The 26,556-nt window shown below is 36.9% G+C and carries 20 protein-coding genes and 3 pseudogenes; 20 read left to right on the plus strand and 3 right to left on the minus strand.

Annotation, left to right across the window (positions count from 1 at the left end):
• Window positions 1-104: 104 nt before the first annotated feature.
• The 3 genes from BM098_RS10350 (at window position 105) to BM098_RS10360 (ending at window position 3,139) form a co-directional block, all read left to right on the plus strand.
• On the plus strand, window positions 105-647 hold the full coding sequence (locus BM098_RS10350) for a CYTH domain-containing protein (RefSeq protein WP_089833066.1): 543 nt from the start codon (window positions 105-107) through the stop codon (window positions 645-647).
• Between the two features lie 92 nt (window positions 648-739).
• Entirely contained in the window at window positions 740-1,876 is a 1,137-nt protein-coding gene (locus BM098_RS10355) for a hypothetical protein (RefSeq protein WP_143423405.1), read from the plus strand.
• Between the two features lie 36 nt (window positions 1,877-1,912).
• A complete protein-coding gene (locus BM098_RS10360) occupies window positions 1,913-3,139 on the plus strand; it encodes an ATP-grasp domain-containing protein (RefSeq protein ID WP_089833070.1) in 1,227 nt (408 codons plus the stop codon).
• Between the two features lie 1,528 nt (window positions 3,140-4,667).
• Here the strand turns inward: BM098_RS10360 and BM098_RS13925 are convergent.
• A pseudogene (locus BM098_RS13925) lies at window positions 4,668-4,766 on the minus strand (IS3 family transposase); the annotation flags it as partial.
• Between the two features lie 289 nt (window positions 4,767-5,055).
• The gene (locus tag BM098_RS13480) at window positions 5,056-5,220 is read right to left on the minus strand and encodes a hypothetical protein (RefSeq protein ID WP_159430167.1); all 165 of its coding nucleotides are present in this window, start codon (window positions 5,218-5,220) and stop codon (window positions 5,056-5,058) included.
• A gap of 428 nt (window positions 5,221-5,648) precedes the next feature.
• Between BM098_RS13480 and BM098_RS13780 the strand changes: the two are divergent.
• From BM098_RS13780 to BM098_RS10460, 17 genes and pseudogenes are all read left to right on the plus strand, one after another.
• Window positions 5,649-5,960 (plus strand): annotated as a pseudogene (locus BM098_RS13780) (hypothetical protein); the annotation flags it as partial.
• A 74-nt stretch (window positions 5,961-6,034) separates the two neighbouring features.
• Window positions 6,035-6,574: a hypothetical protein gene (locus tag BM098_RS10380; RefSeq protein WP_234987484.1), complete on the plus strand. Its 540-nt coding sequence runs from the start codon at window positions 6,035-6,037 to the stop codon at window positions 6,572-6,574.
• A gap of 42 nt (window positions 6,575-6,616) precedes the next feature.
• Window positions 6,617-6,892: a hypothetical protein gene (locus BM098_RS10385; protein ID WP_089833078.1), complete on the plus strand. Its 276-nt coding sequence runs from the start codon at window positions 6,617-6,619 to the stop codon at window positions 6,890-6,892.
• 325 nt (window positions 6,893-7,217) lie between these two features.
• Window positions 7,218-8,630, plus strand: a complete 1,413-nt coding sequence (locus BM098_RS10390) for a PTS mannitol transporter subunit IIBC (protein ID WP_089833080.1) — start codon at window positions 7,218-7,220, stop codon at window positions 8,628-8,630.
• Window positions 8,631-8,927: 297 nt separating this feature from the next.
• On the plus strand, window positions 8,928-11,015 hold the full coding sequence (locus tag BM098_RS10395; RefSeq protein WP_159430168.1) for a BglG family transcription antiterminator: 2,088 nt from the start codon (window positions 8,928-8,930) through the stop codon (window positions 11,013-11,015).
• A gap of 33 nt (window positions 11,016-11,048) precedes the next feature.
• Window positions 11,049-11,483 (plus strand): PTS mannitol transporter subunit IIA, encoded by a 435-nt coding sequence (locus BM098_RS10400; protein ID WP_089833084.1) that lies wholly within the window; start codon window positions 11,049-11,051, stop codon window positions 11,481-11,483.
• On the plus strand, window positions 11,484-12,641 hold the full coding sequence (locus BM098_RS10405) for a mannitol-1-phosphate 5-dehydrogenase (protein ID WP_089833086.1): 1,158 nt from the start codon (window positions 11,484-11,486) through the stop codon (window positions 12,639-12,641). It begins immediately after the preceding gene.
• A 417-nt stretch (window positions 12,642-13,058) separates the two neighbouring features.
• Window positions 13,059-13,946, plus strand: a complete 888-nt coding sequence (locus BM098_RS10410; protein WP_089833088.1) for a hypothetical protein — start codon at window positions 13,059-13,061, stop codon at window positions 13,944-13,946.
• A 172-nt stretch (window positions 13,947-14,118) separates the two neighbouring features.
• Window positions 14,119-16,581 (plus strand): heavy metal translocating P-type ATPase, encoded by a 2,463-nt coding sequence (locus BM098_RS10415; RefSeq protein WP_089833090.1) that lies wholly within the window; start codon window positions 14,119-14,121, stop codon window positions 16,579-16,581.
• Complete coding sequence (locus BM098_RS10420; protein ID WP_089833112.1) at window positions 16,581-16,871, plus strand: glutaredoxin family protein; 291 nt, start codon at window positions 16,581-16,583, stop codon at window positions 16,869-16,871. The genes BM098_RS10415 and BM098_RS10420 overlap by 1 nt, the downstream gene beginning before the upstream one ends.
• A gap of 117 nt (window positions 16,872-16,988) precedes the next feature.
• A complete protein-coding gene (locus tag BM098_RS10425) occupies window positions 16,989-17,540 on the plus strand; it encodes a biotin transporter BioY (protein ID WP_089833092.1) in 552 nt (183 codons plus the stop codon).
• Between the two features lie 298 nt (window positions 17,541-17,838).
• Entirely contained in the window at window positions 17,839-19,179 is a 1,341-nt protein-coding gene (locus BM098_RS10430) for a metallophosphoesterase (protein ID WP_159430169.1), read from the plus strand.
• A 236-nt stretch (window positions 19,180-19,415) separates the two neighbouring features.
• Complete coding sequence (locus BM098_RS10435) at window positions 19,416-20,375, plus strand: LacI family DNA-binding transcriptional regulator (RefSeq protein ID WP_089833097.1); 960 nt, start codon at window positions 19,416-19,418, stop codon at window positions 20,373-20,375.
• A 196-nt stretch (window positions 20,376-20,571) separates the two neighbouring features.
• Window positions 20,572-20,952 carry a VOC family protein gene (locus BM098_RS10440; protein WP_089833100.1) on the plus strand — a complete coding sequence of 127 codons (381 nt, stop codon included), beginning with the start codon at window positions 20,572-20,574 and terminating at the stop codon, window positions 20,950-20,952.
• A gap of 243 nt (window positions 20,953-21,195) precedes the next feature.
• Window positions 21,196-22,056, plus strand: coding sequence for a BglG family transcription antiterminator LicT (gene licT, locus BM098_RS10445; protein WP_089833102.1), 861 nt, complete (start codon window positions 21,196-21,198; stop codon window positions 22,054-22,056).
• A gap of 291 nt (window positions 22,057-22,347) precedes the next feature.
• Window positions 22,348-24,281, plus strand: a pseudogene (locus BM098_RS10450) (beta-glucoside-specific PTS transporter subunit IIABC).
• 276 nt (window positions 24,282-24,557) lie between these two features.
• The gene (locus BM098_RS10460; protein WP_089833108.1) at window positions 24,558-25,991 is read left to right on the plus strand and encodes a glycoside hydrolase family 1 protein; all 1,434 of its coding nucleotides are present in this window, start codon (window positions 24,558-24,560) and stop codon (window positions 25,989-25,991) included.
• Between the two features lie 86 nt (window positions 25,992-26,077).
• Here BM098_RS10460 and BM098_RS13485 read toward each other — a convergent pair whose 3' ends face one another.
• Window positions 26,078-26,218 carry a hypothetical protein gene (locus tag BM098_RS13485; protein ID WP_159430170.1) on the minus strand — a complete coding sequence of 47 codons (141 nt, stop codon included), beginning with the start codon at window positions 26,216-26,218 and terminating at the stop codon, window positions 26,078-26,080.
• Window positions 26,219-26,556 lie beyond the last annotated feature (338 nt).

Consider the following 26,556-nt stretch of genomic DNA (forward strand, 5'->3'; position numbering starts at 1 on the left):
TTGCAGTGTTAATGTAAGCATTTAAAATACTAAGAAGCGATAGTCCGAGTTGCACTCCTTAAAAAAATTGTACAGTTTTGTGTTGACATACCAAAAGATGATTAATGAAGGAAATAGAGCTTAGATTTAAGGTGAAGGAAGTTAATGAATTATTGAAAAAGGTAGAGAATTTAGGCTTTGCTTTACTGTTTGAGAAACGTCAAATAGATGAATATTTCAAAATTAAAGGTCTTGAAGTAGAAGGAGATGTAAGAGGTTCATTTATTTACAGACTTAGAAATGATTCAGTAAAAGGCTTTAGTGCAGTAAAAAAAACAACAATTGAACCTGGTATTTGGGAAGAACTCGAGATAAATGTTGATAAAAAAAATTTAGATTTTATTCAAACCCTAATGAGAGATTCACTCTCATCTATATTAACTATTGACAAGAATAGAAGTACCTTTAAAAAAGGGGCGTTTACTTTAAATTTAGATACAATTAAAAATCTAGGTGATTTTATTGAAATTGAATTATTAGATGAAAACGATTATTATGAGGGTAAGGAGAAAATTGCAGAATTGATATTGGAACTTGGTATAGATGGGTCTAATATTATTGAAGATGGATATGTCACTCTAATTAAAAAAAAGAATGGTCTTTTATGAGTTATAAAAGCTCTAGTAAAATAACAAATAGTTTTATTAGTCACTTTTTACAGTTAGAATACTCTCCGTTAGTTGAGAAAAGGTTAATAAGAATGAATGAAGAAACATATTTTAACATGTCAGCAATCGCTGCTAATATCCATTTATTTGATAACTTGAAAGAAGAAAGAGAATCCCGAAATTATGTAACTAAACAGCAAGTTTTCTTTAGTAATAAGTTAGATGTTGTTGGGACAACACCTCTAGCTAATCCAACTGAAATATCCTTAAGTATTTTTAATATAGCAAGTAGTTCACCCTCTTTTACTATTAAACATTTATTGGATTATTTAACACGCTTAGGAATGTCAAAGGATCAACTGTTTTTTAGGGTTGCAAATCAGAAAGATATTTTAAATGCCTATCTTGAGGAAGGTATATTAGAAGACAATATTTTTGTTTGGAATAATCTTGAGGAGTTTAACATAGGTAAGCATAGACCCAAAGGTTATTACACATATCCATATTATAAATATAAGAATGGATGTGTGCCTCTAGGATCTATATCTTTTATAAATTACAATGGTTATTGGACAGCTGATGTTGCAATATTTCAAGAGAGATTGTCGTTAATAATTAATAATTTAGATAAAGTTGTTGAAATTGATGCTATATGTCATATTTATGAATATTTATCGAAAATTATTAATCTAAAAGATACCTCAATTATGAGAATAACTTTGCTATTGAGATCAATATCTTTTTTATTTAAAGATGGACTAACAGAATTAAGTAGTAACTATCATGGACATTTTCTTAAGAAGCTAATCAGAGAAATTGGAGCAGAGCTTAACGGTAGACGAATTGATTTTGACCAGCAACAAATTATTTATAAATTATTATTAAATTCTCTTGCAATTCAGGGTTATAAACTTGAGGAGAATTGTAAATCTTTTGAGGAAATCTTCAATAAAATTAATTATTATTCTTATAAAATATCAACCACAATAGAGAAAGTAAATGAAAATTTTCAAAAAAATGGAGATATTGATATACCTTATCTAAGTCAAACCATGGGAATAAAACCTGATTGGATATTAAAGCATTCAAATATGAATGAAGATTTTATCATCCAAGCAAGAAAGTATGTTAAGCAGAGAAGCTCAATTAGAAACAAAGCTTTGAGTCTTGATCCTTCAAATAAAGTAAATATCACAGAATTGTTATCTGAACCATCAATTAGACAATAAAACATATTTTAATTCTATCATGGAAGGGGATATTAAATGAATGTCGTAATACTAAATCATTATCCACCAGTTTTGGTTGATTATGCAGAATGGTTAAGCGATTTCGTTGACACGTTTACTTTAATAATTCCAGAAAAATACAAGGAGTATTTTGATTCGAAAAATGGTTATAACTCTGTAATTACCTTAAAGAATTATTTCAATGATAATGAATTGAGTGAAGTAATTTCAGAGGTTAATAGTGAAGAGAAGATAACACATATTATCTCAATTAGTGAAAAAGACACTCAACGTGCAGCCCTATTAAGGGAGTATTATGGTATTAGAGGGCAAAAAATGTTAAGCGCTACATTATATAGAAATAAATTTTGGATGAAAAGAAAAGTAGCAGATTCGGGTTTCTTAGTTCCTAGCTTTAAATTAGTTCATAATACTGATGAGATTATAAACTTTATTCGAAAGTATAATTATCCGATTATTTTAAAGCCAATTTCAGAAGCTGATTCTATAGGAGTAGTTAAAATAAATGAAGAAAAAGAATTAGTAGCTCTTGATATTGAGTACCCAATGTTAGTTGAAGAATATATCGAATGTAAAAATATGTATTCAATTGATGGGGTTGTTATTAATGGAAATCCTGCACTTATAGTTGCGCATAAATATCATGATAAGCCCATGGAGAATCAAAATAAAACATCTTTAATAATTGTTGAACAACTGCTTCCAGGTGACCCAATGTCTTTGAGACTTGTGGAATATCAAAAAAGATTATTAAAAGAAATACCTCATGAAGCTAAAGCTTATTGTTTTCATACAGAAGTTTTTCATACATTAAACGATAAAATTATATTCTGCGAAACGGCAAGTAGGTTAGCTGGAGCTAGAATACCGCAATTAATTAAACTATCATATGATATTGATCTAGAAGGTTTAAATATTCAAACACAATTAGGTATAAGAAATGGTTTTCCCATAAATAGTAGACAAATGCCTGAAAAGAAAGTGTACTCAATACTATTACCAAAAAAATTAGGTAAAGTTGTGAGTATCCCTGATGAAAAAGAGATACCGTTCAATTGGGTAGTAAGTTTTAGTCCTCTGATAAGAATAAATGAAGTTATCTCTGAGAAAAATGGAAGTACGGATGTTGCTTCATTTTTAATTATTAGTCTGGACATACATGAAGATCTAAACATAAAATTAAGGGAATTGCAAACCTATTTAGATGAATCTATTGTTTATGAGAAGATATGTAGCAGCTAGAATATAGCTGTCTCTTACGCACTTTTGATATGAAACAAGGTATAGTGTAACAATAGTGATAATCAGTTATGCTTCATTCTATTGCGAAACTAGACTCTTGTATTCATATTGAATCGATCATGGAAGAGTATGATGTTATTTATGTCATTGCACGAGAGTAACCGATGATTTCTTAATACAAAAAAGTGATTATCATTTATTTAAGAAGTAGGAAAAGTTTTTGTATCAACGCTCTTTGTTTATCAAAAGTATAGATCGAACGTTATGGCTTGATTCTTCCGTAGTTAGGTGCCATGGCTTTCTCTAACAATTGTTTAGAGGGCACCTGACTCAGCAATAAACCCGGTATGTCAACTAGTACTGATGCTTTAATACGAATTATCTCTAAGTCAAGCATTAAACGTTCTATTAGTCCCTTTCGCAGGTAACGATGACTTCGCATGGAAATAAGGATATCGTTACAGCGTTTTTATTTGTGACGGCTTGACTTATAAATCTATTGATGTACTACCGAACAGAGAAAAATAAACGTAGTAAGCTTGGTTTGAACAACAAAGTGATATTCAAAAGTGACACACGATTGCTATACACGATTTATAGAAGTTCTGGATAGATACCTTCCATTACAAAAGTCTATGACTGCTTTCATCTCATATAAAATCTCTGGGGACTGCGTGATGGAGCGTTATGAAGATTGCCTAATCGTATAGAGTGAAAATAGTTACAACGACATCACATGAAATTTCGCTAACTAAAAGAGAAAAGGTACGTATAGAAAGTGCCAATAAAAGACAGCTTAGAATAATATTAACGCCTGCCGATCTATGCTTTCGCGACAAGTTTTTGACAAGCAGTTAAAGATGAGTAAATGGAATATTTTTGAATGCTTGTTTTGTGTGAAAAAGGCAGAATAATCCCTTAATCGAAAACTTTATTGCAAGAATATTATCTTGTTTTTTGCTTGCTTTAAATACAGTAGAGCTAGGTGGAAATAACAGATATCTTGAAGGGAAGGCAAATCAATTGTTTGAGACCATCAAGCATAGGTTGTAAGGATAAGGGAGTTGATTTTTTCTACGCTCAAGAACTCTCTATCACTCTAAAATTATAAAATGCAAATGTAGTAATATTGGATGTTTAGGTTATCCACAAAAGTATGTAAGTGCTTTTTTACTTATGTCACAATCACTAACATCTCAAAAGTGATAACATTTTATTATAATAGTATGTGTAATCAGCCGTCAGTAATGATCAAACTTTTTTATAAAAAAGAAACTTAATTCTAATGATTAAACAGCCATTTTGATCAAACTTTTTTGAAAATAGTTTCTTTTTGTTTAAAGAAGAATGCAATTTTTAGAAGCAACTTTAATCAAACTTTATTTCAAAGCTACAAAATGGTGTAGTTTTATAATAAAGTTTGATCGTTTAGAACAAAGTTTGATCATTTATAATAAAGTTTGATTAAAATAACCTCTTCAGATATTATAATGTGGACCCTTTGTCAAGGACATTTTAAAAAAGACTCTTATGAAACATTCAATAAATATTGCTCTCTGTAACTAACAGGGGGCAATTTTTTTAGGTTCCATTGATCTCGCTCATGATTATAATAATCAATATAATCATCAACGACAGCACGTCATTCATGAATATTTTTACAGTGATGATAGTTCATATCATCTTTTAATTGGCCAAAAATGATTCCTGAGGTGCATTGTTCCAACAGTTATCTCTTCTTGACATAGATTGCCCTAGGTTATTAGCGACTAATTTCTTATGAAATTTTAGGCTCGTGTAATGAACGCCTTTATCTGAATGGACAAAGGCTTCCGACCATGGGTATGCATGAGCTGATCAATTGTATTTAGTGAAATATCTATTTTCAAATTATCTGAAACATAGTAAGCGAGAATTTACCTTGTTGCACCATCTTTTATCGTTGACAAATAGCCCATGAATCCATTGGCTCCAGGTAAATACGTGATGTCTGTCAATAAAACTTTCTTACTGACACCTTGATTGAATTGACGATTTAGTTTGTTTTCAACAGTAGAATGCTCTTTGTTTGCTTTCGCCATGCGTTTATACGGATTCGCTAAGAAGCCACTTCAAGCCCAATGGCTGTTATTTGATTTGAGTATATCAAAACAGACCCTAAAGAGGGGACTTTTTTTAGTGTCCATTCTTTAGGGTCCATTTTAAATTTTATGGGGCTCTTTTTTAATCATCATTTATATTTTAGCTTTTTTATTATTGATATAAAAAATAGAATAATAGTAATAGCTAAAGATAAATAAATAAAATATTTTAAATATTGATTCATAAATTCATATTTTGAAAAAGTAAAAGTCATCAGTGAAAACATGATTAAGTTTATTGTAGCAATTCCAATATTAGTACTTTTATCAAGAAAATTTTTCATATTTCCATCCCTTCTTTTCATTATTTTTAAAATTTTCTCACATTTATGGTATCATAAAAAGCATAATTTTAACAGGAGGGGATTTTGGGTTTCACAAGGTTTTTTCTTCGCGGAAAAGAACACGTAGAGAATGAATTAGGATTTGCATTAATGGCAGTTAACTTATGGAAGTTCGCTGCCGGTATATCGACAACTTTATTTGAAAATGAAAATACTAAAAATAAAACCGGATGTGATCTTCTTAGTAGAAAAATCACATCCAGTTTTCACTTCATATTTTCTAGTTTTGTCTCAGACTCTTTTAGTATAGATGTGATGCTACAACTAGAGCAATCGATCAGTTTAGTTAAAAGGTATAATATACAGTTAAAACTAAAACGGATCTATCTGTTTTAAGACAATGATATCCGGGAAAAATTAATGTATAGTGAACGAATAGGAGGGATTGCGTGTTTTTGGTTAAACGCTCAATGATTATCACAATTTTGATGGCAACAGTTGTTCTGACGGGTTGTGTCAGCAGTCAAGAACAAGTAGTAGATGAACATGAAAAAAATACAGGTGACACGCCAACTGAAAAAGGAGATCAATTACTAGAAGAGAATAAAGAACCATTGACCGAAACACGTGCTTTAGAAATTGAAGCGGCTTTTTTCGATCAACTCTATACACCAGAAACAGTAGGTAAGACGAATGAGATTAAAGCGTATCAAAGTAAAAAAGCATTAATTGAAGCGACATTAGCAATCGCGAGTCGAGAATTAGTCACACAACTTGTAGATGACTATTACCGAGAGGAAGAGGGTTTACTTTATGTTGTGCCGAAAGATGGACCAGCTAAACTTCTAAGTGACTCACCTATGTTAATTAATCGAGTAGACGAAGACACCTATCAAGTGAGTCAACAAAATGAAACTGAGTTGCGAGGTCCATATATTTTAACAGTTGAATTTTCATGGATGGATGATGCATGGAAAATGACGGATCGCATCTTTGAAGTTGATAATTAAACCGTCGTTGTAGCAATATTTTTATTGAAAGGACGGTAGATAATGGCCTTTGTTGTTCTATTTTTATCATTTGTCTTGGCATTGGTGGTTGGATCTGTGTACAAAAAGAAAGGTTCAGAGCTAACGTTTCTGTCTGTTGTGCTTGTTTATATTGTCACCATAGGTTTATATTTAGGTATTTTACCGATAATTAATAGGGAAGTGCATACTTTCGGCTATACAGATACGTCTGTACCAGTGGTGTTAGTGCTCACACCCGTCAGCATTTGGTTAAACATAGTGTTGATTCGGATGAAGTATAAGCGTTTAAAAAAGTAGATGCAATAGAACCTTTAATATGCGATTGCCTTTCGAAAATGATGATTCCTTCATGATATTAGTGAAAAATAGTCATAATTAAATTAGTTTTTGTGACAAAATGATATAAGTCAAAGAACAAGTTTAAAATGTGTCAGCGTTAAAACCCGTATGTTTTAAGTGTTGTAAGGCCTTATTCACAGCTGTTATATCGAGTATTTTAATCTTGTCATCAACTAGAGTGACAAATATGCATTTATAATGTCTTGTATATCCCTATGTAAACGCTTTATTATTAAGGTGTACTTACTAATACTTTTTATAAATTTGAAAGGGGAATTTTATTATGGCTAAAAAGGGAGCAAGAGCAAAGATTCAACAGTTCGGTAGTTATTTGAGCGGCATGATTATGCCGAACATCGCCGCATTTATCGCATGGGGGTTAATTACCGCCTTCTTCATTCCAGATGGTTGGTGGCCAAATGAAACAATGGCTGAACTTGTTGGTCCAATGATCACGTATCTATTACCATTACTTATTGGTTATACCGGTGGTAAAATGGTATATGATGCCCGTGGTGGTGTCGTTGGTGCCATCGCAACAATGGGTGTGGTTGTCGGTGCAGGTGGCACGCCAATGTTCTTAGGTGCGATGATTATGGGTCCACTCGCCGCCTTCTTATTAAAAGAATTTGATAAACCGTTCTTACCAAAGATTCGTTCAGGGTTTGAAATGTTATACAACAACTTCTCAGCAGGTATTTTAGCAGCGATTCTAGCAGGTGTTGGTGTCGTTGGTATGGGACCAATCGTTAGTGCTCTAAATGAAGCGCTAGGCTCAGGTGTAGAAGCAATTGTTGATGCTGGGTTGTTACCACTTGCAAGCTTACTTGTTGAACCAGCGAAGATTCTTTTCTTAAATAATGTTATTAACCACGGGGTGTTTACACCACTTGGTACTGAAGCAGCGCTTGAAGCTGGTAAATCGATTCTCTTCTTAATTGAAACAAACCCTGGACCAGGGTTAGGGATTCTATTAGCTTTTGCGGTATTTGGTAAAGGCGCATCTAAATCTTCTTCATACGGTGCAATGTTGATTCACTTTGTTGGTGGTATCCATGAAATTTACTTCCCGTATGTGCTAATGAAGCCAAGCTTAATTATTGCAGCCATCGCTGGTGGTATGAGTGGTGTGTTCACCTTCTCATTACTTGATGCAGGTCTAGTTGCTTCTCCATCACCAGGTAGTATCATTGCCTTACTTACAATGACACCACGTGGTAACTACATTGGCGTTCTTGCCGGTGTACTTGTCGCAACAGCAGTGTCGTTCCTAGTTGCGTCAGTTATCTTGAAGCGTGATAAGAGTGATGATGACGGTGATCTTTCAGGTGCAGCGGAACAGATGCAAGCAATGAAAGGTAAAAAAAGCAGTGTGTCTGAATCATTTTCTTCATCAGCTTCAAAAGAAATTAACAAAAGCAATGTAGAAAAAATTGTCTTTGCGTGTGATGCTGGGATGGGATCAAGCGCAATGGGAGCTTCTCTGTTAAGAGATAAGTTCAAAAAAGCAAATGTCGATATTGACGTAACGAATACAGCCATCAACCAATTACCAGAAGATGCTGATTTAATTATTACACATAAAGATTTAACGGATCGTGCCAAGAATAAACGACCAGATGCCATTCATGTATCGGTTGAAAACTTCTTAAACAGTCCTAAATATCAAGAATTAATCGATCAGCTATCTAAATAGAGAAAATCCTCAAACCTTATCTGTTGGTGACAACAGGTAAGGTTTCTTTTGCTGTCAGTCGGGAATATTATATTATGAGATATGTATCAATCAGGAGAGTTAATTAAACTTTGTCATAAAAATGTTGGTTAACTTACCTTCTATTCTTTTATGATGAGGTTAATGTGACAAAACTTATTAAATCTTGTCACTTTGTTGCGCGACAAAATTGAAACTTCAATTCATTGTAATCGCTTTATTTCTGTCTTATCATAAAAGTAAGGAAAAAACCAATGACTTGAGGTAAGGAGGTACATGGTGTATATATCAGGTAGAGAACGAAGGATACTAGAAGTGTTATTAGCTTATCCAGATGGCTTAACGATTGAATCACTGGCACAAACATTAGACGTGAGTACACGCACGATTCATCGAGATTTAAAAATAGTCGAAGATATTTTAACAGGTTATGATTTAAAGCTTGATAAAAAATCGGGCACTGGCATCCATATCACGGGTTCAAAAGAAGCAAAAGCCAAGTTAGATCTCGCCCTTACTCAAGTCGCTTTTACAGATTATACACCAGAAGAGCGGCAGGCGATTATCTTAACGACGTTACTCGAGACAAATGGATCAACAAAATTAATCGTTCTAGCGAACGAATTGAATGTGACTGTTGCAACCGTCAGCAATGATTTGGATAAAGTTGAAGTTGTGTTAACAGAACATAACCTTAAGCTGGTTAGAAAACGAGGCTACGGGGTTGAGATCATCGGAGAAGAATCAGATAAACGAGCGACCTTGAGTTATCTTATTTTTAAGTATGTGGATGAACTTGACTTTCTGTCTCACATAAAGAGTAAGATGAAGACGCAATCTTCCACTATTGATACTGTCTCTGAGCGCCTGTTAGGATTGGTCGACCAATCCAAATTGATGACCATTGAAAAGAGTATTAATTATATTAAAAGTGATTTACCTTATGAATTCGCCGACAGCTCGTATATCGGCTTAGTCGTCCACTTAGCTCTAGCGGTTGAGCGCCTTCAAAAGGGTGAACAAATTTATTTTGATCATCACTACTTGGAGGAACTTGAAACATCAAAAGAATATGTGGTCGCTAAAAAAATCATTCGAAGTTTAAGTGAAGCGTTTGAACTTGAGATACCAAAAGATGAAATCGGTTATATAACGATGCACTTATTAGGTGCAAAACTTCGGTCGGATAAAGGAATTATTATTGAAGAGTCGGCGGTTAATGTGTTGTATTTAACAAAACAGTTGATTGTCGCAGTAGGAGAAAAAATTCAAGCAACCTTTGTTAGTGAAGACAGGTTATTGAAAGATCTCTTAACGCACTTAAAACCAACGTTATACCGGATCCAAAAAGGGATGTATATCGGAAATCCGCTAAAAGGTGATATAAAACGCGACTATCCAGAGATTTTTGAAGCGATTAAAGTGAGTTGTACAGAAATATTTGAGGTAGATTTTCCAGATGAAGAGATTGCTTACTTGGTACTTCATTTTGCATCGGCAACAATTGAGCGTGTGTCACCACAAAACTTAAGTGTTTTGGTGATTTGTTCGAGTGGTCTTGGAACATCTAAAATGGTGTCGTCACAACTTAAGAATAAAATTAATGGCATCCGTCAAATTGATCAAGCATCATTGTTTGAATTAGAATCAAAAGCATTATCGGGTTACGATTTAATTTTATCAACGATCCCACTGAAAGATTATGTCGATGAGTACACCTTGATTTCAACGATTTTAACCGAAGAAGACATTGAAAAAATTAATGTTTTAATTAAAGGCAAACAGTTGAGACAAGATTTATTGAAGCGGAATTATATTGAATCAAAACAAGCGGAAGTTTTTAGCTTCGATCGCTTAGAGAAAATGCAGCAATATTCAAATGCTATATTAAATATTTTGGGCACTTTCTGTATTGATCAGATTCAACAATTAACGAGTAAAAAAGCTATTTTGGATGAGATTAGCCGCCGGTTAAAAGAAAGGCAGCTGATTCATGATGAAAAAGGGCTTACCGACGCATTAATAAAAAGGGAGAAACAAGGTGGAATTGGAATACCTGGTACGTCTTTAGCGCTTTATCACACGCGACTATCAAGTATTCAAAAACCGTTGTTTCAACTGTATGATTTGTCTCATCCCTTAACACTTACGTCAATGAATCAAGAAGAGATGACGGTTACTAGAATCGTGATGATGCTTTCGCCACTAGAAATTAGTGATCATGTCTTAGAAGTCTTAAGCTTCTTAAGTACATTGATTATTCGCGACCAAACGAGCCGTCACGTATTTGAAACATTAGATGAGCAAGGGTTAAAACACTATTTATCGCAAGAACTAAATATGTTTATCAATGATAAACTATCATAAATACAATAAAAATTAGAAAATGGAGTGATTCACATGGCAAAAGAAATTTTAACCACAGACAACATTGAAATTGGTGTGAGCTTAAGCACAAAAGAAGAGGCGATTCGTTATGCAGGGAAAGTCTTATTAGATAACGGCTATATTGAACCAGCTTATATTGACAAAATGGTTGAACGTGACCAAGTCTCAACAACTTACATCGGCAACAAAGTCGCGATTCCTCACGGAACTGAAGATGCGAAAGAATCGGTTGAAGATACCGGTTTATCGATTGTTATCACAAAGGACAGTGTTTCGTTTGATGGAAATGATGTCAATATTTTAATTGGTATTGCAGCTAAAGGAAATGAACACTTAGAAATTTTATCAAAGATTGCGATTGTCTGTTCTGAAGAAGAAAACATCGAAAGAATTATTCATGCGAAGAGTAAACAAGAAATCATCGATATTTTTGGAGAGGTGAATTAAATGAAAGCTGTTCATTTTGGTGCTGGTAACATCGGTCGTGGGTTTATTGGCTTATTGCTCTCACAAGCGGATTATCATGTCAGTTTTGTTGATGTGAATGATCAAGTAATTGATGCGATTAATGACAAACAACAATACAATGTGTTATTAGCTGATGAATCTGGGGAAGAAATCAACGTGACAAACATGTCAGGGATTAACAGTATGAAGGACCCAGAAGCAGTGATCGATGCTATCGTAGAGGCAGATATTATTACAACAGCGGTAGGAGCGTCTATTCTACCAATCATTGCTGACTTACTCGCAAAAGGTTTAACGAAGCGATTAGAAACAGCTAATGCGCCTGTTAATGTCATTGCTTGTGAGAATATGATTGGGGGAAGTACGCTGTTAAAGGATGAAGTGATGAAAAAAGTGACACCAGAAGTCGCTAATCAATTACCAACACGGGTTGGTTTTCCTAATGCAGCAGTTGACCGGATTGTTCCCAACCAATCCCATGAAGATATCTTAACTGTTTCTGTTGAGCCTTATTCTGAATGGGTCGTTGATCAATCAATGATGATCGGAGACTTACCTGATATTAAAGGGATGACGCTTGTTCCATCACTCGATCCCTTTATTGAAAGAAAGCTGTTCACTGTAAATACAGGACATGCGGTCACAGCCTATTTTGGTTATCACTACGGCTATGAAACGATTAAAGATACATTAGAAGATAAAGATGTACTCGCCTTAGTTAAAGGCGCTTTAAAGGAATCAGGACAAGTCATTACGTCTAAGTTTGATTTTACTGAAGCAGAGCATGCCAACTACATCGATAAGATCTTAGGACGTTTCTTAAATCCTTATCTGTCAGATGAAGTAACACGAGTAGCACGTGGCCCACTTCGTAAATTAGGTGAAAATGACCGACTTGTTCGTCCAGCTCGCTTGTACTATGAGCTAGTTAATGAAGAGCCAACGCATTTAGCGAAAGCAATTGCTGCTGCGTTACTGTATGACTTTAAAGAAGATGACGAAGCAGTGAAACTTCAAACCATGGTTGAAGCAGAAGGATATGAGAAAACGCTTGAAACCGTCAGCAACTTAACAGCGAGTGATGCGCTAACAACTAGTGTATTGGCCCAAGTTGAGGCGTTAAAAAAACAAAAATAACTACACACGTTGTTACTTACCCGTAGGGTTAAGTATAAACAATCTACCGGGTGTGAGCCGTCTAACAATCATTAATGTTAGGCGGTTCTTTTTATAGGTAAGTGTGAATTAGTTTTTGTGGGATAGTATAATATAGTAAAAGTCAATGTACGCAATTGGTTTGGAGAAGGAGGATTATGTGGGTGCATTTTTGGAAAAGAGCCACAACTGGCGTCGTTCTTTTTAGCGATCATTGTGAGTCATCTTTTTAATGAAAAATATCAACTAACAACAAGGTTTATAAACTTTTGGACATAATTTACTTTGTTTTAAAACAGAACGGTATGACAATAAGTAGCGCGTTGTTTTGTTTGTTTTTAAACGGGTAAGAAGTTAAGAAATACATGTGGTGAATCACAACATAAAGGAGAGGGTCAAATGGATGTGTTAAAAATTAGTCAGTGGATGAAACATCATGCGAGACCATTAGAGTATGCGCGTTGGAGGTATCTCTTTGAAGCTGGAGGAAAAGAAGTGGTCCGAGACTGTTTAATCGCTTACCAAAATGAAGATGGTGGCTTTGGTCATGGTTTAGAGCCTGATTATACGATGCCACATTCTTCGGCAATTCAAACGTGGGCGGCGTGCCGGATTATTTATGAATTAAACCTACCAAAAGAAGACCCGATTGTAGAAGCGATTGTTCAATATTTAATCCATTCATTCGATGAAAAAACAGGTGTGTATCAAACAGTAGTAACCGAAATGAATGACTATCCTCATGCGAGACATTGGCATTATATAGCTGGTGTTCAAGCAAATTGGGGCTATAATCCAACGGTTGAATTGGCAGCTTATTTAAAGCTATGGTCCGTTGATGAGCGCAGTAAAATAATTGTTGATCAAATCCTCACAGGTGCAATTGAGCACATATTGACTGTTGAAACAATGGATTTTCACGAGTTAAACAATTACCAACAGCTGCTTGTGTTATTAAAAGGGCAGCTACCTAAAGAACAACAGCTTCATGAGAAAGTAATGGAATTGAAAGAATCAGCCTTCAGTAAAGATCCGTCGACGTTTGGTCAAACCTATCAAGGGCTACCAATGGATGTGATCGAAAGTAAACAGGATGTACTTTATCCAAAATATCAGAATCTTATCCAGGCCCATTGCGACTATTTAAACGAGAGTGTGAAAGAAGACGGGGTTTGGGACATCACCTGGGAGTGGGGAAGAGATCAATCAGAATTTTTAATCGCTAAAAAATACTGGCAAGGGATACTTGCGATTAAGCACGTTCAGTACCTTCAGCGGTTTAAGTGAAAAGAAGTTTGGATAGGATTGAGACATTCACTTGACACTTATCGATTACAGATGTAAACTTGAGGTATTGATAAAGATTACAACTGTAAACGTATAGGGGTATCATCTATTATTTATGTGTAGGTGAAGAATGTCTCTTTTTCGTTTAACACTTAACATAGGGGTGAGAAGGATGGAACAAACATTATCAGTGGAAGGTTTGACGTGCGCATCTTGTTCGCAAACGGTCGAAAAAGTCGTCAGTGAGCTAAACGGTGTCAGTGCAGCATCAGTTAACTTAGCGTCAGAAAAACTCACGGTTCAATACAATGAGCAAGAACTGACGCTAGAGGACTTGCAGACGGTCGTAAAGAATGCTGGCTATGCACTTAAAGTCCCGCGTGATGAGACGACGTTTATTATAAGCGGGATGACGTGTGCATCTTGTTCGCAGACGGTTGAAAAAGCGGTGAGCCAACTCGAGGGTGTTAAAAAAGCTGAAGTTAACCTTGCGACCGAGAAACTCAATGTCTTGTTTGATGAAGGGGTAGTGACAACTTCAGCTATTATCGAAACGGTCCAAGTATCGGGTTATGAGGCGAAATTAGCTTCAGATACATTAGAGCGAGAAGAGACAAAAGCTAAGAAACAAGCTGGAATCACTCGGATGTGGCAACGGTTTTTTTATTCAGCTATTTTTACCGTCCCACTCTTATACGTCTCGATGGGGCATATGATGGGCTTACCATTACCATCGATTATTGACCCAATCATGAATCCAGTGACCTTTTCATTTCTCCAACTGATCTTAACGGTACCTGTGATGGTAGTTGGTTGGCCGTTTTTTAAAGTGGGATTTAGAGCACTCATAAAACGCCACCCGAATATGGACTCTTTAGTTGCACTTGGGACAAGTGCTGCTTTTATCTATAGTTTAGGTGCGACAGTCATGGTCACTTTAGGTAAGAGTCAGTATGCAATGGATCTTTATTATGAATCAGCGGCAGTCATTTTAACGCTAATTACGTTAGGTAAATATTTTGAAGCACGTTCTAAAGGAAGAACATCGGAAGCGATTGAGAAACTGATGGGACTGCAACCGAAAACAGCGAGAGTGATACGAGATGGCGCGGAGATGGAGGTACCGATTGAAACCGTTCAAGTTGGGGACGCAATCATCGTTAAGCCAGGTGAAAAATTACCGGTGGATGGTGTCGTGACCTCAGGAAAAACATCAATTGATGAAGCGATGTTGACAGGTGAAAGTATACCGGTTGAAAAAATAGCCGGTGACGCTGTGATTGGTGCAAGTATAAACAAAAACGGTACGATACAATACAAGGCAACAAAAGTCGGTGAAGATACGGCCTTATCACAAATTATTAAACTTGTAGAAGATGCTCAAGGATCAAAAGCGCCGATAGCCAAAATGGCGGACATTATTTCCGGTTATTTTGTGCCGATTGTAATTGTAATTAGTATCCTCTCAGGTCTCAGTTGGTTTATCGCTGGTGAGAGTGGACTGTTTAGTTTAACGATTGCAATTTCAGTCTTAGTCATCGCTTGCCCATGTGCGCTTGGCCTTGCTACACCAACGGCAATTATGGTCGGTACGGGTAAGGGGGCAGAAAATGGTGTGCTTATTAAGAGTGGCGTCGCCCTTGAAACGACCCATAAACTCGATACGATTGTGTTTGATAAAACAGGGACAATCACAGAAGGTAAACCTGTTGTCACGGATATCCTAACAGTTAACGAGATAACAGTGAAAGAGCTTTTACAGCTGGCAGCTTCAAGTGAGAAAGGGTCTGAGCATCCATTAGGCGAAGCGATTGTGCGTGCGGCAGAAGAACAGCGGTTAACGACTCTACCCGTTGATCAATTCGAAGCGATACCTGGTCGTGGGATTAAGGTATCAATTGATAATCAGCTATTGCTCGCTGGAAATAAAAAGCTGATGACTGAGCGTGGCATCGTTTTAACTGAAATTGATCAAACGTCAGATCGCCTAGCAGGTGAAGGAAAGACACCGATGTTTATTGCGATTGATGGTGAAATAGCTGGTATTATTGCGGTGGCAGATACGGTAAAACAACACAGTACAGAAGCAATAGACAAACTTCATCAGATGGGGATCGAAGTCGTGATGATTACCGGAGATAATTCCCGAACCGCCGAAGCCATTGCTAAAAGTGTTGGCATTGACCGGGTGCTAAGTGAAGTCTTACCGGAGGACAAAGCCAATGAAGTGAAACAACTGCAAGGTGAAGGTAAGAAAGTCGGTATGGTTGGTGATGGAATTAATGATGCACCTGCGCTGGCCCAGTCTGATATTGGTCTGGCGATTGGTTCTGGTACGGATGTCGCGATGGAATCAGCGGATATTGTCTTAATGCGTAGTGACTTAATGGACGTGCCGACGGCACTTGAGCTAAGTCATGCGACGATTAGAAATATTAAACAAAACCTGTTCTGGGCGTTTGCCTATAATGTGATTGGTATTCCGATTGCCATGGGACTCTTACACATCTTTGGTGGCCCCTTGCTTAATCCAATGCTCGCAGGAGCTGCAATGAGTTTTAGCTCTGTTTCGGTGTTAGTCAATGCATTAAGGCTGAAACGATTTAAACCAACTCGAGTAAAGGCAGTGTCATGATGCGTAGAGGAAGTGAACTTGTGCTTTACACTCGTCCGCTCTGCGGGGATTGTCAACAAGCAAAAGCTTACCTCAATGATCTAAATATAGCTTATAAACAGAAAAATGTTGAAGATCATCAACAAGTTGAGGCGGAATTAGTAACAATCACGGGTTCCAAAATTGTCCCGGCCTTTGTCTTTTACAAAAAAGGTTTGTTTGGTAATAGTAAAGTGACAAAGACATTTATCGGCTTTCATACTAACAAGAAAGTCATCGATGCACGCCTATCAGATCTTAAAAACAATTAAAACATAAGATAACACCAGCTCTATTACCCCTCTATTAGTAGCTGGTGTTATTTTTATGTTTACAAATAAATCAACATTCGCTATACTATCGTTAACTTATTTTTTTGGGGGTTAACAATGAAATTAAAAAAACTGATGTATACATCGATTTTTGTTGCGGTAATGGGTGTGCTTGGGTTATTACCATCGATCCCCCTTGCCTTTTCACCTGTACCACTAACGATGCAGACGCTTGGTGTGATGTTGTCTGGTAGTATTTTAGGTTATCACCTTGGAAGTAAGTATGCGGCGATGAGTCAACTCGTTTTTCTACTGTTAGTTGCGATTGGTGTCCCGCTCTTAGCTGGAGGACGGGGTGGTTTAGGTGTGTTTGTCGTTCCGTCATCGGGTTACTTAATTGGTTATTTGTTTGGTAGCTACTTCGTTGGTTTGATTGTGGAACGAATGAAGTCGCCGACGTTTTTAAAGTTTTTTATGGCCAATATCATGGGTGGTGTGATAGGGGTATATCTTTTTGGTATTCCAGTTCAAGCCTTTATGATGGAGATTTCACTTGTTGAAGCACTTGTTTTAAGCTTTGTCTATTTACCAGGAGATGTTATTAAAGTGATTATTGCTTCTGTTGTGGCAGTAAAAATAGCTAAAGTCCCATTGGTGAGTAACCGATAGTTAAATCACTCAGTTACCTCAGCTTCTCCCAAATGGACTCATTTAGTTGCTCCAATAATCGGTGAAGCAACGCCAATTTTTTCAATTACCGCGTCAAGGCAATATGAATGAGCGTCGCGTTCTATGTCTTTGCGACGTCTTTTACGTGGTTATTAATGAATATGCTTGTCGTTAAGTGAAAGATTATAGATATCTTTATAAAGTGATCGCTGTTTGTTAGGCGTTTAAGTTGTCAAAACACAAGCAATTCGGTACGCTTAGAGTAATTATGACAGAAAAGTAAAAGAGGATAATGATAATGAAACGACCATTAATTATATTTTTGATACTCGCTAGCTTAAGTTTGGCCGTGCTAGGGTTCCAATCGCTTATAAAAGAACCTGATGTCGCCGTTAACATCAATGATGATGTTGTGCCAATTGTAACCTCAGAAGAGCCGATCAATCTCATGCTAGCGACAGATTTACATTACTTAACAGAGGCATTAATTGAACAAGGACCAGTGTATGATGATTTATTTAAAACTGGTGACGGCAAGATGTTATATGACTTAGAGCGCATTGTTGATGCCTTTATAACGCAAGCATTAACGTCACAACCAGATGCCGTCGTGTTAAGCGGTGACTTAACATTGAATGGTGAAAAACTGAGTCATGAGCACTTATCTGAAAAACTTGATCAGTTGCGAGCGGCTGGTATTGCTGTGTTTGTGACGCCGGGAAACCATGATCTAAATAATTATCACGCCTCTCGTTTTACAAAAGAGGCTGTCTACCGGGTAGAAAAAACGACACCAGACGCTTTTCGTCAGATTTATCAATCAGATTCGGCTCATATTGTCTCAGTGGATGATGCTTCACTCAGCTATGTGGCGGCCATCCGTGAGGATACTTGGCTAGTGATGCTTGATACCGTTAAGCATGAAAATAATAGTGAGCAAAAGCCATCTGAGCCATCGGGTCGGGTTAGAATTGAGACTGAACTATGGCTTGAGGATATATTAAGAAGAGCGGACGAGCAAGGCATTCAACCACTCGTTGTCTCTCATCATAACTTACTCGAACATCACCCGCACATGAATCGTAACTTTACAATCGAACATCCACAACGTATAAAAGAAATGTTTAAAACCTTTGGGGTACGGACACATTTTAGTGGGCATATTCATGTTCAACACACAGCTGTTGAGGATGGATTATACGATATTGCGACCGGTGCTTTAAGTGTGTACCCACATTTATATGGTGCTGTGACGCTAGAAAAAGATCAAACGTTACACTATCAAGCCAAGGCTTTAACTGTTCCAGGTGATTATGCTATCGAGGGCAGTGGTCAAGCGGTTGATTTTCACACGTATAGTCAAGTGACTTTTGAGAAAATCAGCTATGACAAAGCGATGGAGCGCGTGCTACTTTATGATTTGCCACTTGAGGAAACAAGACAAATGGCCACGGTTTTCAGTAAATTTAATACGAGCTTTTTTAGTGGGACATTAAAAGATGACCATCAACAAATTAAAGCGTTACCTGGTTATGGGCTGTGGGACAAAGCGGGTGATACATCACTTAAATGGTATATGTTTAGTGAGTTGTCAGGGCCATTCTTTGATCATCAAACAATAGAAGTAAGACCTGAGTAAGACTTGAGAAATGACTAATTCGCAAGTCTTTAGATAAGATGTCAAAAGCATATGCCGTAACGCGGGAAGGTCCCTAACGCCAGCATATGCTCTATTACTCTTTTAGTATAGATGATGAAACCCGTTTCATATCAAGCGTTTTTTTGAAAATCTTGTATAATATAGCGAAAGACCTTTAATTTTTAAAATAAGCAATAGTAAAAATTCAGTGTGATAAGAAGTGACAAGCGGCCATTATGACAAATATAAAAGACTTAGCTAAACGTGCAGGTGTCTCTGTCACTACGGTGTCTCGGGTACTGAATCAACACCCTTATGTCAGCGAAGCTAAACGGATAAAAGTTGAACGTGCAATTGAAGAAACAGGCTACTTACAAAACATTAATGCGGTTCACCTAAGTAAGGGAAAGACAAACTTAATCGGTGTCGTTTTACCGTTTCTTGACCACCCTTATTTTGCCCAAGTTCTGATTGGTATAAGCGAACAAGCGAAAGAAAAAGGGCAAACGCTCGTCTTATTTCCAACAAATTATGAAATAGAAAAAGAACAACAAGCGCTGCGCATGTTGCGACAAAAACAATTAGATGGAGTGATCATTTGTTCAAGAGTTTTGCCTCTTTCTGTGTTAGAAGACTACGTTCAATATGGCCCAATTGTTTTGTTGGAACAACGCCAGTCTGAACAATTTTCCTCTGTGTTTGTTGACCATAAAGAGATATTTACCCGTGCGTTAGAATATTTATACAAACAGGGTCACCGAGATATTGGCTATACCATTTATCGTCGGAATGGTACGCATTCAAACGTCCGAGATGAGGCGTATCGCGCCTTTTTAGAACGCCATCAGCTGTCGTTTAATCCAGACTACTGTTTTGATGGTGCGTTATATTTAGAAGATAGTAAGGCAGTATTTGAAAAGTTGAAAACACTAAATCGTCCTCCAACAGCCCTGCTTGTTACAAGTGATCAAGTGGCAGCGGGATTGGTGATTCATGCGGAGGCGTTTAACGTATCGGTACCAAAAACATGTGCCGTCATTGGCCTGAATGATGAACCGATTGCTAAAGCGGTAAATCTCACAACTGTTCGTATCCCGCTTAAAGCGATGGGGGAAAAGTTATTAGATCAAGTATTGTCCTCAGAGCGAGAGCACGCATCATTTGACGTGATACTTATCGAGCGACAAACGGTTTAACTGTTGTAATACAAGGTATAGTTGTTCTGCTTATAATTCAATATTCGGTATAGATTATAAGTCGATTTTTTGATTTATACTTACCTAATACTTTTACCACCTCCTTTTTTCGGGTAATGTAAACTATATAGCGAATGTATTAAAGAAACAAAGGGGAAAGCTGCATAACAGCACTTTAAGGTGAGGAGTGAGGAAAATGAGAATTGATCACGTAGCATTGTGGGTGAGAGATTTAGAGAAGATGGTGTTCTTTTATACGAAACACTTCGGAGCAACAGCTGGCAAACTCTACACGAACGAAGAGAAAGGGTTTCAGTCCTATTTTCTAACGTTTGAATCAGGCGGGCGCTTAGAACTTATGTCGCGAACTGATATTGTTGAAAAACATGAAGATGCGCTGTTAGGTTGGGCGCATATCGCGATTAGTGTAGGGTCAAAGGAAACAGTAGATACATTGACAGATGAGTTGTGTCGAAAAGGTTATTGTCATGTCGATGGTCCAAGAACGACCGGTGATGGTTACTATGAAAGTGTTGTTCTAGACCCAGAAGGAAACCATATAGAATTAACCGTATAATATGCATTACTTATAAAAAATGCTCAATCTTACTAGGTTGAGCGTTTTTTGTTATACAACAGAATAATTATTGACCGACATTGACATAATGACGTCGCTATCTTTTAAATGAATCGATGTGTTACGCTAAGTTTAATATTTACTTGTCAGACGTTTTAAACTATGATAGAAAATAATTGACCTTAAGTTTTATACAATACAAGCGCGATGGGAATGCAGAAAAAATCCAACAGGGGTGAGAAAGTGGAGATTTTGAAAGTGTTGAACAACAATGTCGTCACCACTTTGAATGAGGATGGTCAGGAAATGGTTGTGATGGGAAGAGGCCTTGCGTTTCAAAAGAAACCAGGTCAAACCATTGATCTATCAGCTATTGAGAAACAGTTTATCTTAAAAGATAAAGAAACATCAGGGAAACTTGACCAGCTGTTAAAGTACACATCAGAAGAATATTTAGATTTAGCTTCTGAGATCTTGATTTACGCGCAAAAGCATGTACCGTATGAGTTAAATGAATATTTGTACGTAGCTTTAACCGATCACTTAAGTTTTGCGATTGCTCGGTTTAAACAAGGGATTAAGCTAAAGAACAATCTGTTGTATGAAGTGAGAAAGTACTATAAGCGTGAATTTCAAATTGCGAAACGTTGTTTGGATATTATCGAAAATAGAACCGGTATTCGTCTCAATGAAGATGAAGCAGGTTCAATTGCGCTGCATTTAGTCAATAGTCAGTTAACAGGCGAAAATATGCAGGCGGCTGTTCAAGTGACGGAAATGGTTGATAATATTTTAAATATCGTCAAATACTTTTACCAAATGGAACTTGACGAAACAACGATTAACTATGAACGCTTTGTCACGCATTTACGCTATTTTTCAGTCCGGTTTATTCGTAAAGAAGTGTCAGAAGATACCGTTGATGACTTTATGCATGAACAAGTGATGCGGAAATATAGCCAAGCGTATCAATGTACTGAGCGAATTAATCTGTATTTAGAAAAAAATTTTGATTGGCCACTCTCACAAGATGAACGCGTCTATTTAACTGTCCATATTCACCGGGTAACGTACCGAGAGTATAAAGAAAATCAACAAAAGTAACAGTAATTATTAATTAAATGTAAATATAAGTTTTTTAAATAGTTCTTAGTAATTAAAAACAGTTGATTATTGAAAACGCTTTAAAAAGTTGTTGACAGATATAGAAGGTCATGCTAAATTGAAAGTGTTAATTAGTTAACGCGACAAACTTAATATTAAACATTTAGGAATGTTACCTTTTTGGGCATAACCTGGATCAATCTTACGGACACTACACGTGTGTGTCTCTATGATTGGTTCAGGTTTTTTTATTACCCAAAATCAATTCAAACAAACGAAAGGGTGTTAAATATGAAACATGAACAATTAGCAAACGACATTATTGAACGTGTCGGCGGTAAAGGCAATGTAAAAAGTGTGGTCCACTGTATTACGCGTTTACGTTTTAAATTAAAAGATGAAAAGAAAGCCAATACAGAATCACTTAAAAATATGGACGGTGTCGTCACCGTTATGCAGAGTGGGGGCCAGTATCAAGTCGTTATTGGTAATCATGTGTCTGACGTCTACAAAGCCGTTGTTAGTGTGGGTGGCTTTAAAGATGAAGGTGCGACGGATGACGCACCCACTGATGAGCCAAATGGTAATTTGTTTGACCGGTTTATCGATTTAATCGCCGGCATCTTTACACCAATTCTCGGTGTGTTAGCCGCATCAGGTATGATCAAAGGTATAAATGCTTTATTTGTAGCAATTGGCTTATTAGAAAATACAAGTGGGACTTATCAAATTTTAAATGCGACAGGTGATGGGCTCTTCTACTTTTTACCAATCTTACTTGGTTATACAGCGATGAAGAAATTTGGTGGGACACCGTTTCTTGGCATGACGATTGCGATGGCACTTGTCTATCCAGCGCTTGAAGGTATTCCAGGAGCGTCTGAACCCCTCTATACACTGTTTAGTGGAACGATGTTTGAATCACCTGTTTATATTGAATTTTTAGGTATTCCGATTATGTTGATGACGTATTCGATGTCAGTTATTCCAATTATTGTTTCAACCTTCTTTGCTGCGAAGGTAGAGAAATTCTTTACAAAAGTTATTCCATCCGTCGTAAGAATGTTTTTAGTACCAATGATGACATTACTCATTATTGTACCTGTAACGTTTATTGTGATTGGTCCAATCGCAACGTGGGCAAGTCAACTTCTAGGTTCATTTACTTCTTGGTCGTATGACATTAGTCCGTTATTTGCTGGAGCTATCATCGGTGGTCTATGGTTAGTCTTTGTTATGTTTGGTCTACACTGGGGACTTGTTCCGATTGCAATCAACAACTTTGCGATTCAAGGTTATGATACAATTCTAGCAACAATGTTCACGCACTCCTGGGCACTTGCGGGCGCAATTCTAGCCGTATGGCTAAAATCTAGAGATAAAAAAATAAAAACTTTAAGTGCACCAGCCTTTATTTCATCGATCTTCGGTGTCACAGAACCTGGCATGTACGGTATTGCCTTACCTTTAAAGAGACCCTTTATTATTACACTTATCACTTCCGCCATTGGTGGAGCAATCTTAGGTTTCTTTAGAACGACAGGTTATGTTCTCGGTGGTCTGGGTGTTTTTCAATTCCCTACCTTTATTTCACCAGAAGGTTTTGATATGGGATTCTATGCCGCTGTTATTGCTGCTGTTTTAGGTTTTGTTTTGGCATTTGTGCTTACGTGGGTATTCGGTAACGTGAATAAAAAAGAACAAGAATCACCAGTAACAGGCGGTAACTCGGGAAAAAAGTAACGACACCTGAAGCAGGTTCGGTTGAAACAACCGTGGTAACAAGTCCGATTAAAGGTCAGTTTGTAAAATTAGAAGATATTGATGACCAAGCGTTTAATTCAGGTGCACTTGGTTTAGGTATTGCGATTGAACCGGCTGAAGACATCGTTGTTGCTCCTGTTTCAGGTAGTATTACATCTCTTTTTCCAACGCATCATGCGATTGGGATCACGTCAGATGAAGGTGCAGAAATTTTAATTCATGTTGGAATGGATACCGTGAGGTTAGAAGGTAAATATTTCACCGCCCATGTAAAACAAGGCGATCGTATTGAACGTGGACAAAAGTTAATTTCGTTTGATATTGAAAAAATTAAAGAAGCGGGTTATCCGCTAACAACACCAGTTGTGGTGACGAATGCTTCAAGCTATGATGTAGAAGTCATAGCGCCAGCAACACTCACAACAGATGATTTAATTTTAGAATTAGTTAGTAAAGGGTAAAAAGAAGGAATTAGAAAAATACAGAGAAAAACTTAAGGTCAATAATGTGAGTTGCTATTTTAGCGACTCACGCAAGGTCAAGTATTATATAGATAATATAAAAAGGTCAAATCAAAAGTATGTTCAAATAATAAGGAGCCTCACATTCCAATATTTAATATTTATTGAATAATTAGGTTTGACTAATCTGTGGTTAAATATCATATTGGATAGAAAAACGGAGTAAATCAACGGAATTTTAAGAATAACTTATTTTATAGAGGGAGGACAATTGAGATGAATTATCCATTTAAAGAAGGTTTTTTATGGGGCGGGGCAACTGCCGCAAATCAGTTTGAAGGTGGGTTTAATGAGGGGGGGAAGGGGTTAAACCTTGCCGATGTGTTACCAGGAGGTAAAGCGCGATTAAAATTACTCGCCAGTCCTGGATTTGATTTTGAAATTGATGAAGATAATTATTCTTATCCAAACCATGAAGGTATTGATTTTTATCACCGTTATAAAGAAGATATTGCGCTATTTGCCGAGATGGGCTTTAAAGTGTTCCGCCTAAGCATTGCGTGGAGTCGGATTTTTCCGAATGGTGATGAATTAGAACCCAATGAGGAAGGGCTCGCCTTTTATGACCGCGTGTTTGATGAGTTAGCCAAATATGATATTGAACCACTCGTCACGATTGCACACTATGAGACGCCACTGCATTTAATTAAAGAGTATGGCGGATGGAAGAACCGTAAGCTGGTTGAATTCTTTGATCGTTATGTTGATACAATCTTTACCCGCTATAAAGATAAAGTGAAGTATTGGCTGACCTTTAATGAAATTAACGGGGCGACACATATGCCACTGTTAGGTTTAGGTTTTTCACCATCAAGTGAAGAAACAAGGTTACAAGAGAGCTTCCAAGGCTTGCATCACCAGTTTGTCGCTAGTGCACATGCGGTCCAAAAAGGCCATGAAATTATTCCAGGATCACAAATTGGTTGTATGTTAATTTATGCGCCTGTCTATAGCTATGACTCTAATCCTGACAACGTGATGCATACGAGACGTGAAGCGGACCTTTTTAACTTCTTCTGTGGGGATGTCCAGGTGCAAGGTGAATATCCATACTTTATCGATCGTTACTTTGAAGAAAATGACATCAAAGTTGAAATGAAAGAAGGCGATTTAGAGACAATTAAGAACGGGACGGTTGATTTTATTTCATTCAGTTACTATATGTCACGCACAGATAAAAAAGAAAAGACTAAAGAAGAACTCGGTCAAGGCAATCTTATTGGCGGCGTGAAAAATCAATTCCTTAAAGCGAGTGACTGGGGCTGGGAGATTGACCCGGTAGGCTTACGAGTTAGCTTGAATGAATTATATGGTCGTTACCGTAAACCACTGATGGTTGTAGAGAATGGTTTAGGTGCCTATGATGAAGTCAAAGCAGATGGCTCAATCAATGACGATTACCGGATTGACTATTTACGTGAACATATTAAACAAATGGGTGAAGCGGTGAAAGACGGTGTTGATCTCATTGGTTACACGCCGTGGGGTTGTATTGACCTGGTCAGTGCATCGACAGGTGAATATTCGAAACGATATGGCTTCATTTATGTGGATAAGCACGATGATGGGTCAGGGACGTTAGAACGAAAGAAGAAGAAATCATTTGATTGGTATAAACAAGTGATTGAGACCAATGGTGAACAGTTGTAATTTATAGTGATGACAAGTTGAAGAAGAAGCTCACATAAAAAGTGGGCTTCTATTTTTTAACGCATAATTAGTAGTCGACGTACTTGTTAAAACAGCCAGTTATAAAGCAAGCTCCCGACAATAATAATTAAAATAATAAAAAACATCACAAAGGGGTTGCCAAAAAAGGCTCGGTCAAATGTATCTTTGTCACGATCCGAATCTTTTGGTGGTTGAGTATGGCGCATTTAGTCACCTTCTCCTGGTTTTTTTTTACATATAATTTAGTATACCACATTACAGCGTTGCTTGAAATATTATTCAGAAAATGATAATAAATAATGAGAATGAGGTAGCAGAATGTCTCTATCATATGATGATGTGCTATAATATACAAGCACTTGCTGGTGCTTTAGTCATTTGTAAGGGTAGGTATATAAGCCTGATTCTGGTATTAGTACAGCGGTGCGTGTAAGTAAGGTAGACACTAGTGTATATGGCATAATTGAAATGTAGTTTACGGCAGTTAATTCATGTTGGTCAAATCCGGCCCAAAAATATACAAAAAACCACTTGCCAACACTCA

The organism is Halolactibacillus halophilus (genome assembly GCF_900115605.1).
GTDB lineage: Bacteria > Bacillota > Bacilli > Bacillales > Amphibacillaceae > Halolactibacillus > Halolactibacillus halophilus.

Bases quoted from the DNA above. Each gene is read 5' to 3' on its own strand.
- BM098_RS10350 (WP_089833066.1), top strand. From the start codon at position 105: ATGAAGGAAATAGAGCTTAGATTTAAGGTGAAGGAAGTTAATGAATTA.
- BM098_RS10355 (WP_143423405.1), top strand. From the start codon at position 740: ATGAATGAAGAAACATATTTTAACATGTCAGCAATCGCTGCTAATATC.
- BM098_RS10360 (WP_089833070.1), top strand. From the start codon at position 1,913: ATGAATGTCGTAATACTAAATCATTATCCACCAGTTTTGGTTGATTAT.
- BM098_RS13480 (WP_159430167.1), bottom strand. From the start codon at position 5,220: ATGGCGAAAGCAAACAAAGAGCATTCTACTGTTGAAAACAAACTAAAT.
- BM098_RS10380 (WP_234987484.1), top strand. From the start codon at position 6,035: ATGATTATCACAATTTTGATGGCAACAGTTGTTCTGACGGGTTGTGTC.
- BM098_RS10385 (WP_089833078.1), top strand. From the start codon at position 6,617: ATGGCCTTTGTTGTTCTATTTTTATCATTTGTCTTGGCATTGGTGGTT.
- BM098_RS10390 (WP_089833080.1), top strand. From the start codon at position 7,218: ATGGCTAAAAAGGGAGCAAGAGCAAAGATTCAACAGTTCGGTAGTTAT.
- BM098_RS10400 (WP_089833084.1), top strand. From the start codon at position 11,049: ATGGCAAAAGAAATTTTAACCACAGACAACATTGAAATTGGTGTGAGC.
- BM098_RS10405 (WP_089833086.1), top strand. From the start codon at position 11,484: ATGAAAGCTGTTCATTTTGGTGCTGGTAACATCGGTCGTGGGTTTATT.
- BM098_RS10410 (WP_089833088.1), top strand. From the start codon at position 13,059: ATGGATGTGTTAAAAATTAGTCAGTGGATGAAACATCATGCGAGACCA.
- BM098_RS10415 (WP_089833090.1), top strand. From the start codon at position 14,119: ATGGAACAAACATTATCAGTGGAAGGTTTGACGTGCGCATCTTGTTCG.
- BM098_RS10420 (WP_089833112.1), top strand. From the start codon at position 16,581: ATGCGTAGAGGAAGTGAACTTGTGCTTTACACTCGTCCGCTCTGCGGG.
- BM098_RS10425 (WP_089833092.1), top strand. From the start codon at position 16,989: ATGAAATTAAAAAAACTGATGTATACATCGATTTTTGTTGCGGTAATG.
- BM098_RS10430 (WP_159430169.1), top strand. From the start codon at position 17,839: ATGAAACGACCATTAATTATATTTTTGATACTCGCTAGCTTAAGTTTG.
- BM098_RS10435 (WP_089833097.1), top strand. From the start codon at position 19,416: ATGACAAATATAAAAGACTTAGCTAAACGTGCAGGTGTCTCTGTCACT.
- BM098_RS10440 (WP_089833100.1), top strand. From the start codon at position 20,572: ATGAGAATTGATCACGTAGCATTGTGGGTGAGAGATTTAGAGAAGATG.
- BM098_RS10460 (WP_089833108.1), top strand. From the start codon at position 24,558: ATGAATTATCCATTTAAAGAAGGTTTTTTATGGGGCGGGGCAACTGCC.
- BM098_RS13485 (WP_159430170.1), bottom strand. From the start codon at position 26,218: ATGCGCCATACTCAACCACCAAAAGATTCGGATCGTGACAAAGATACA.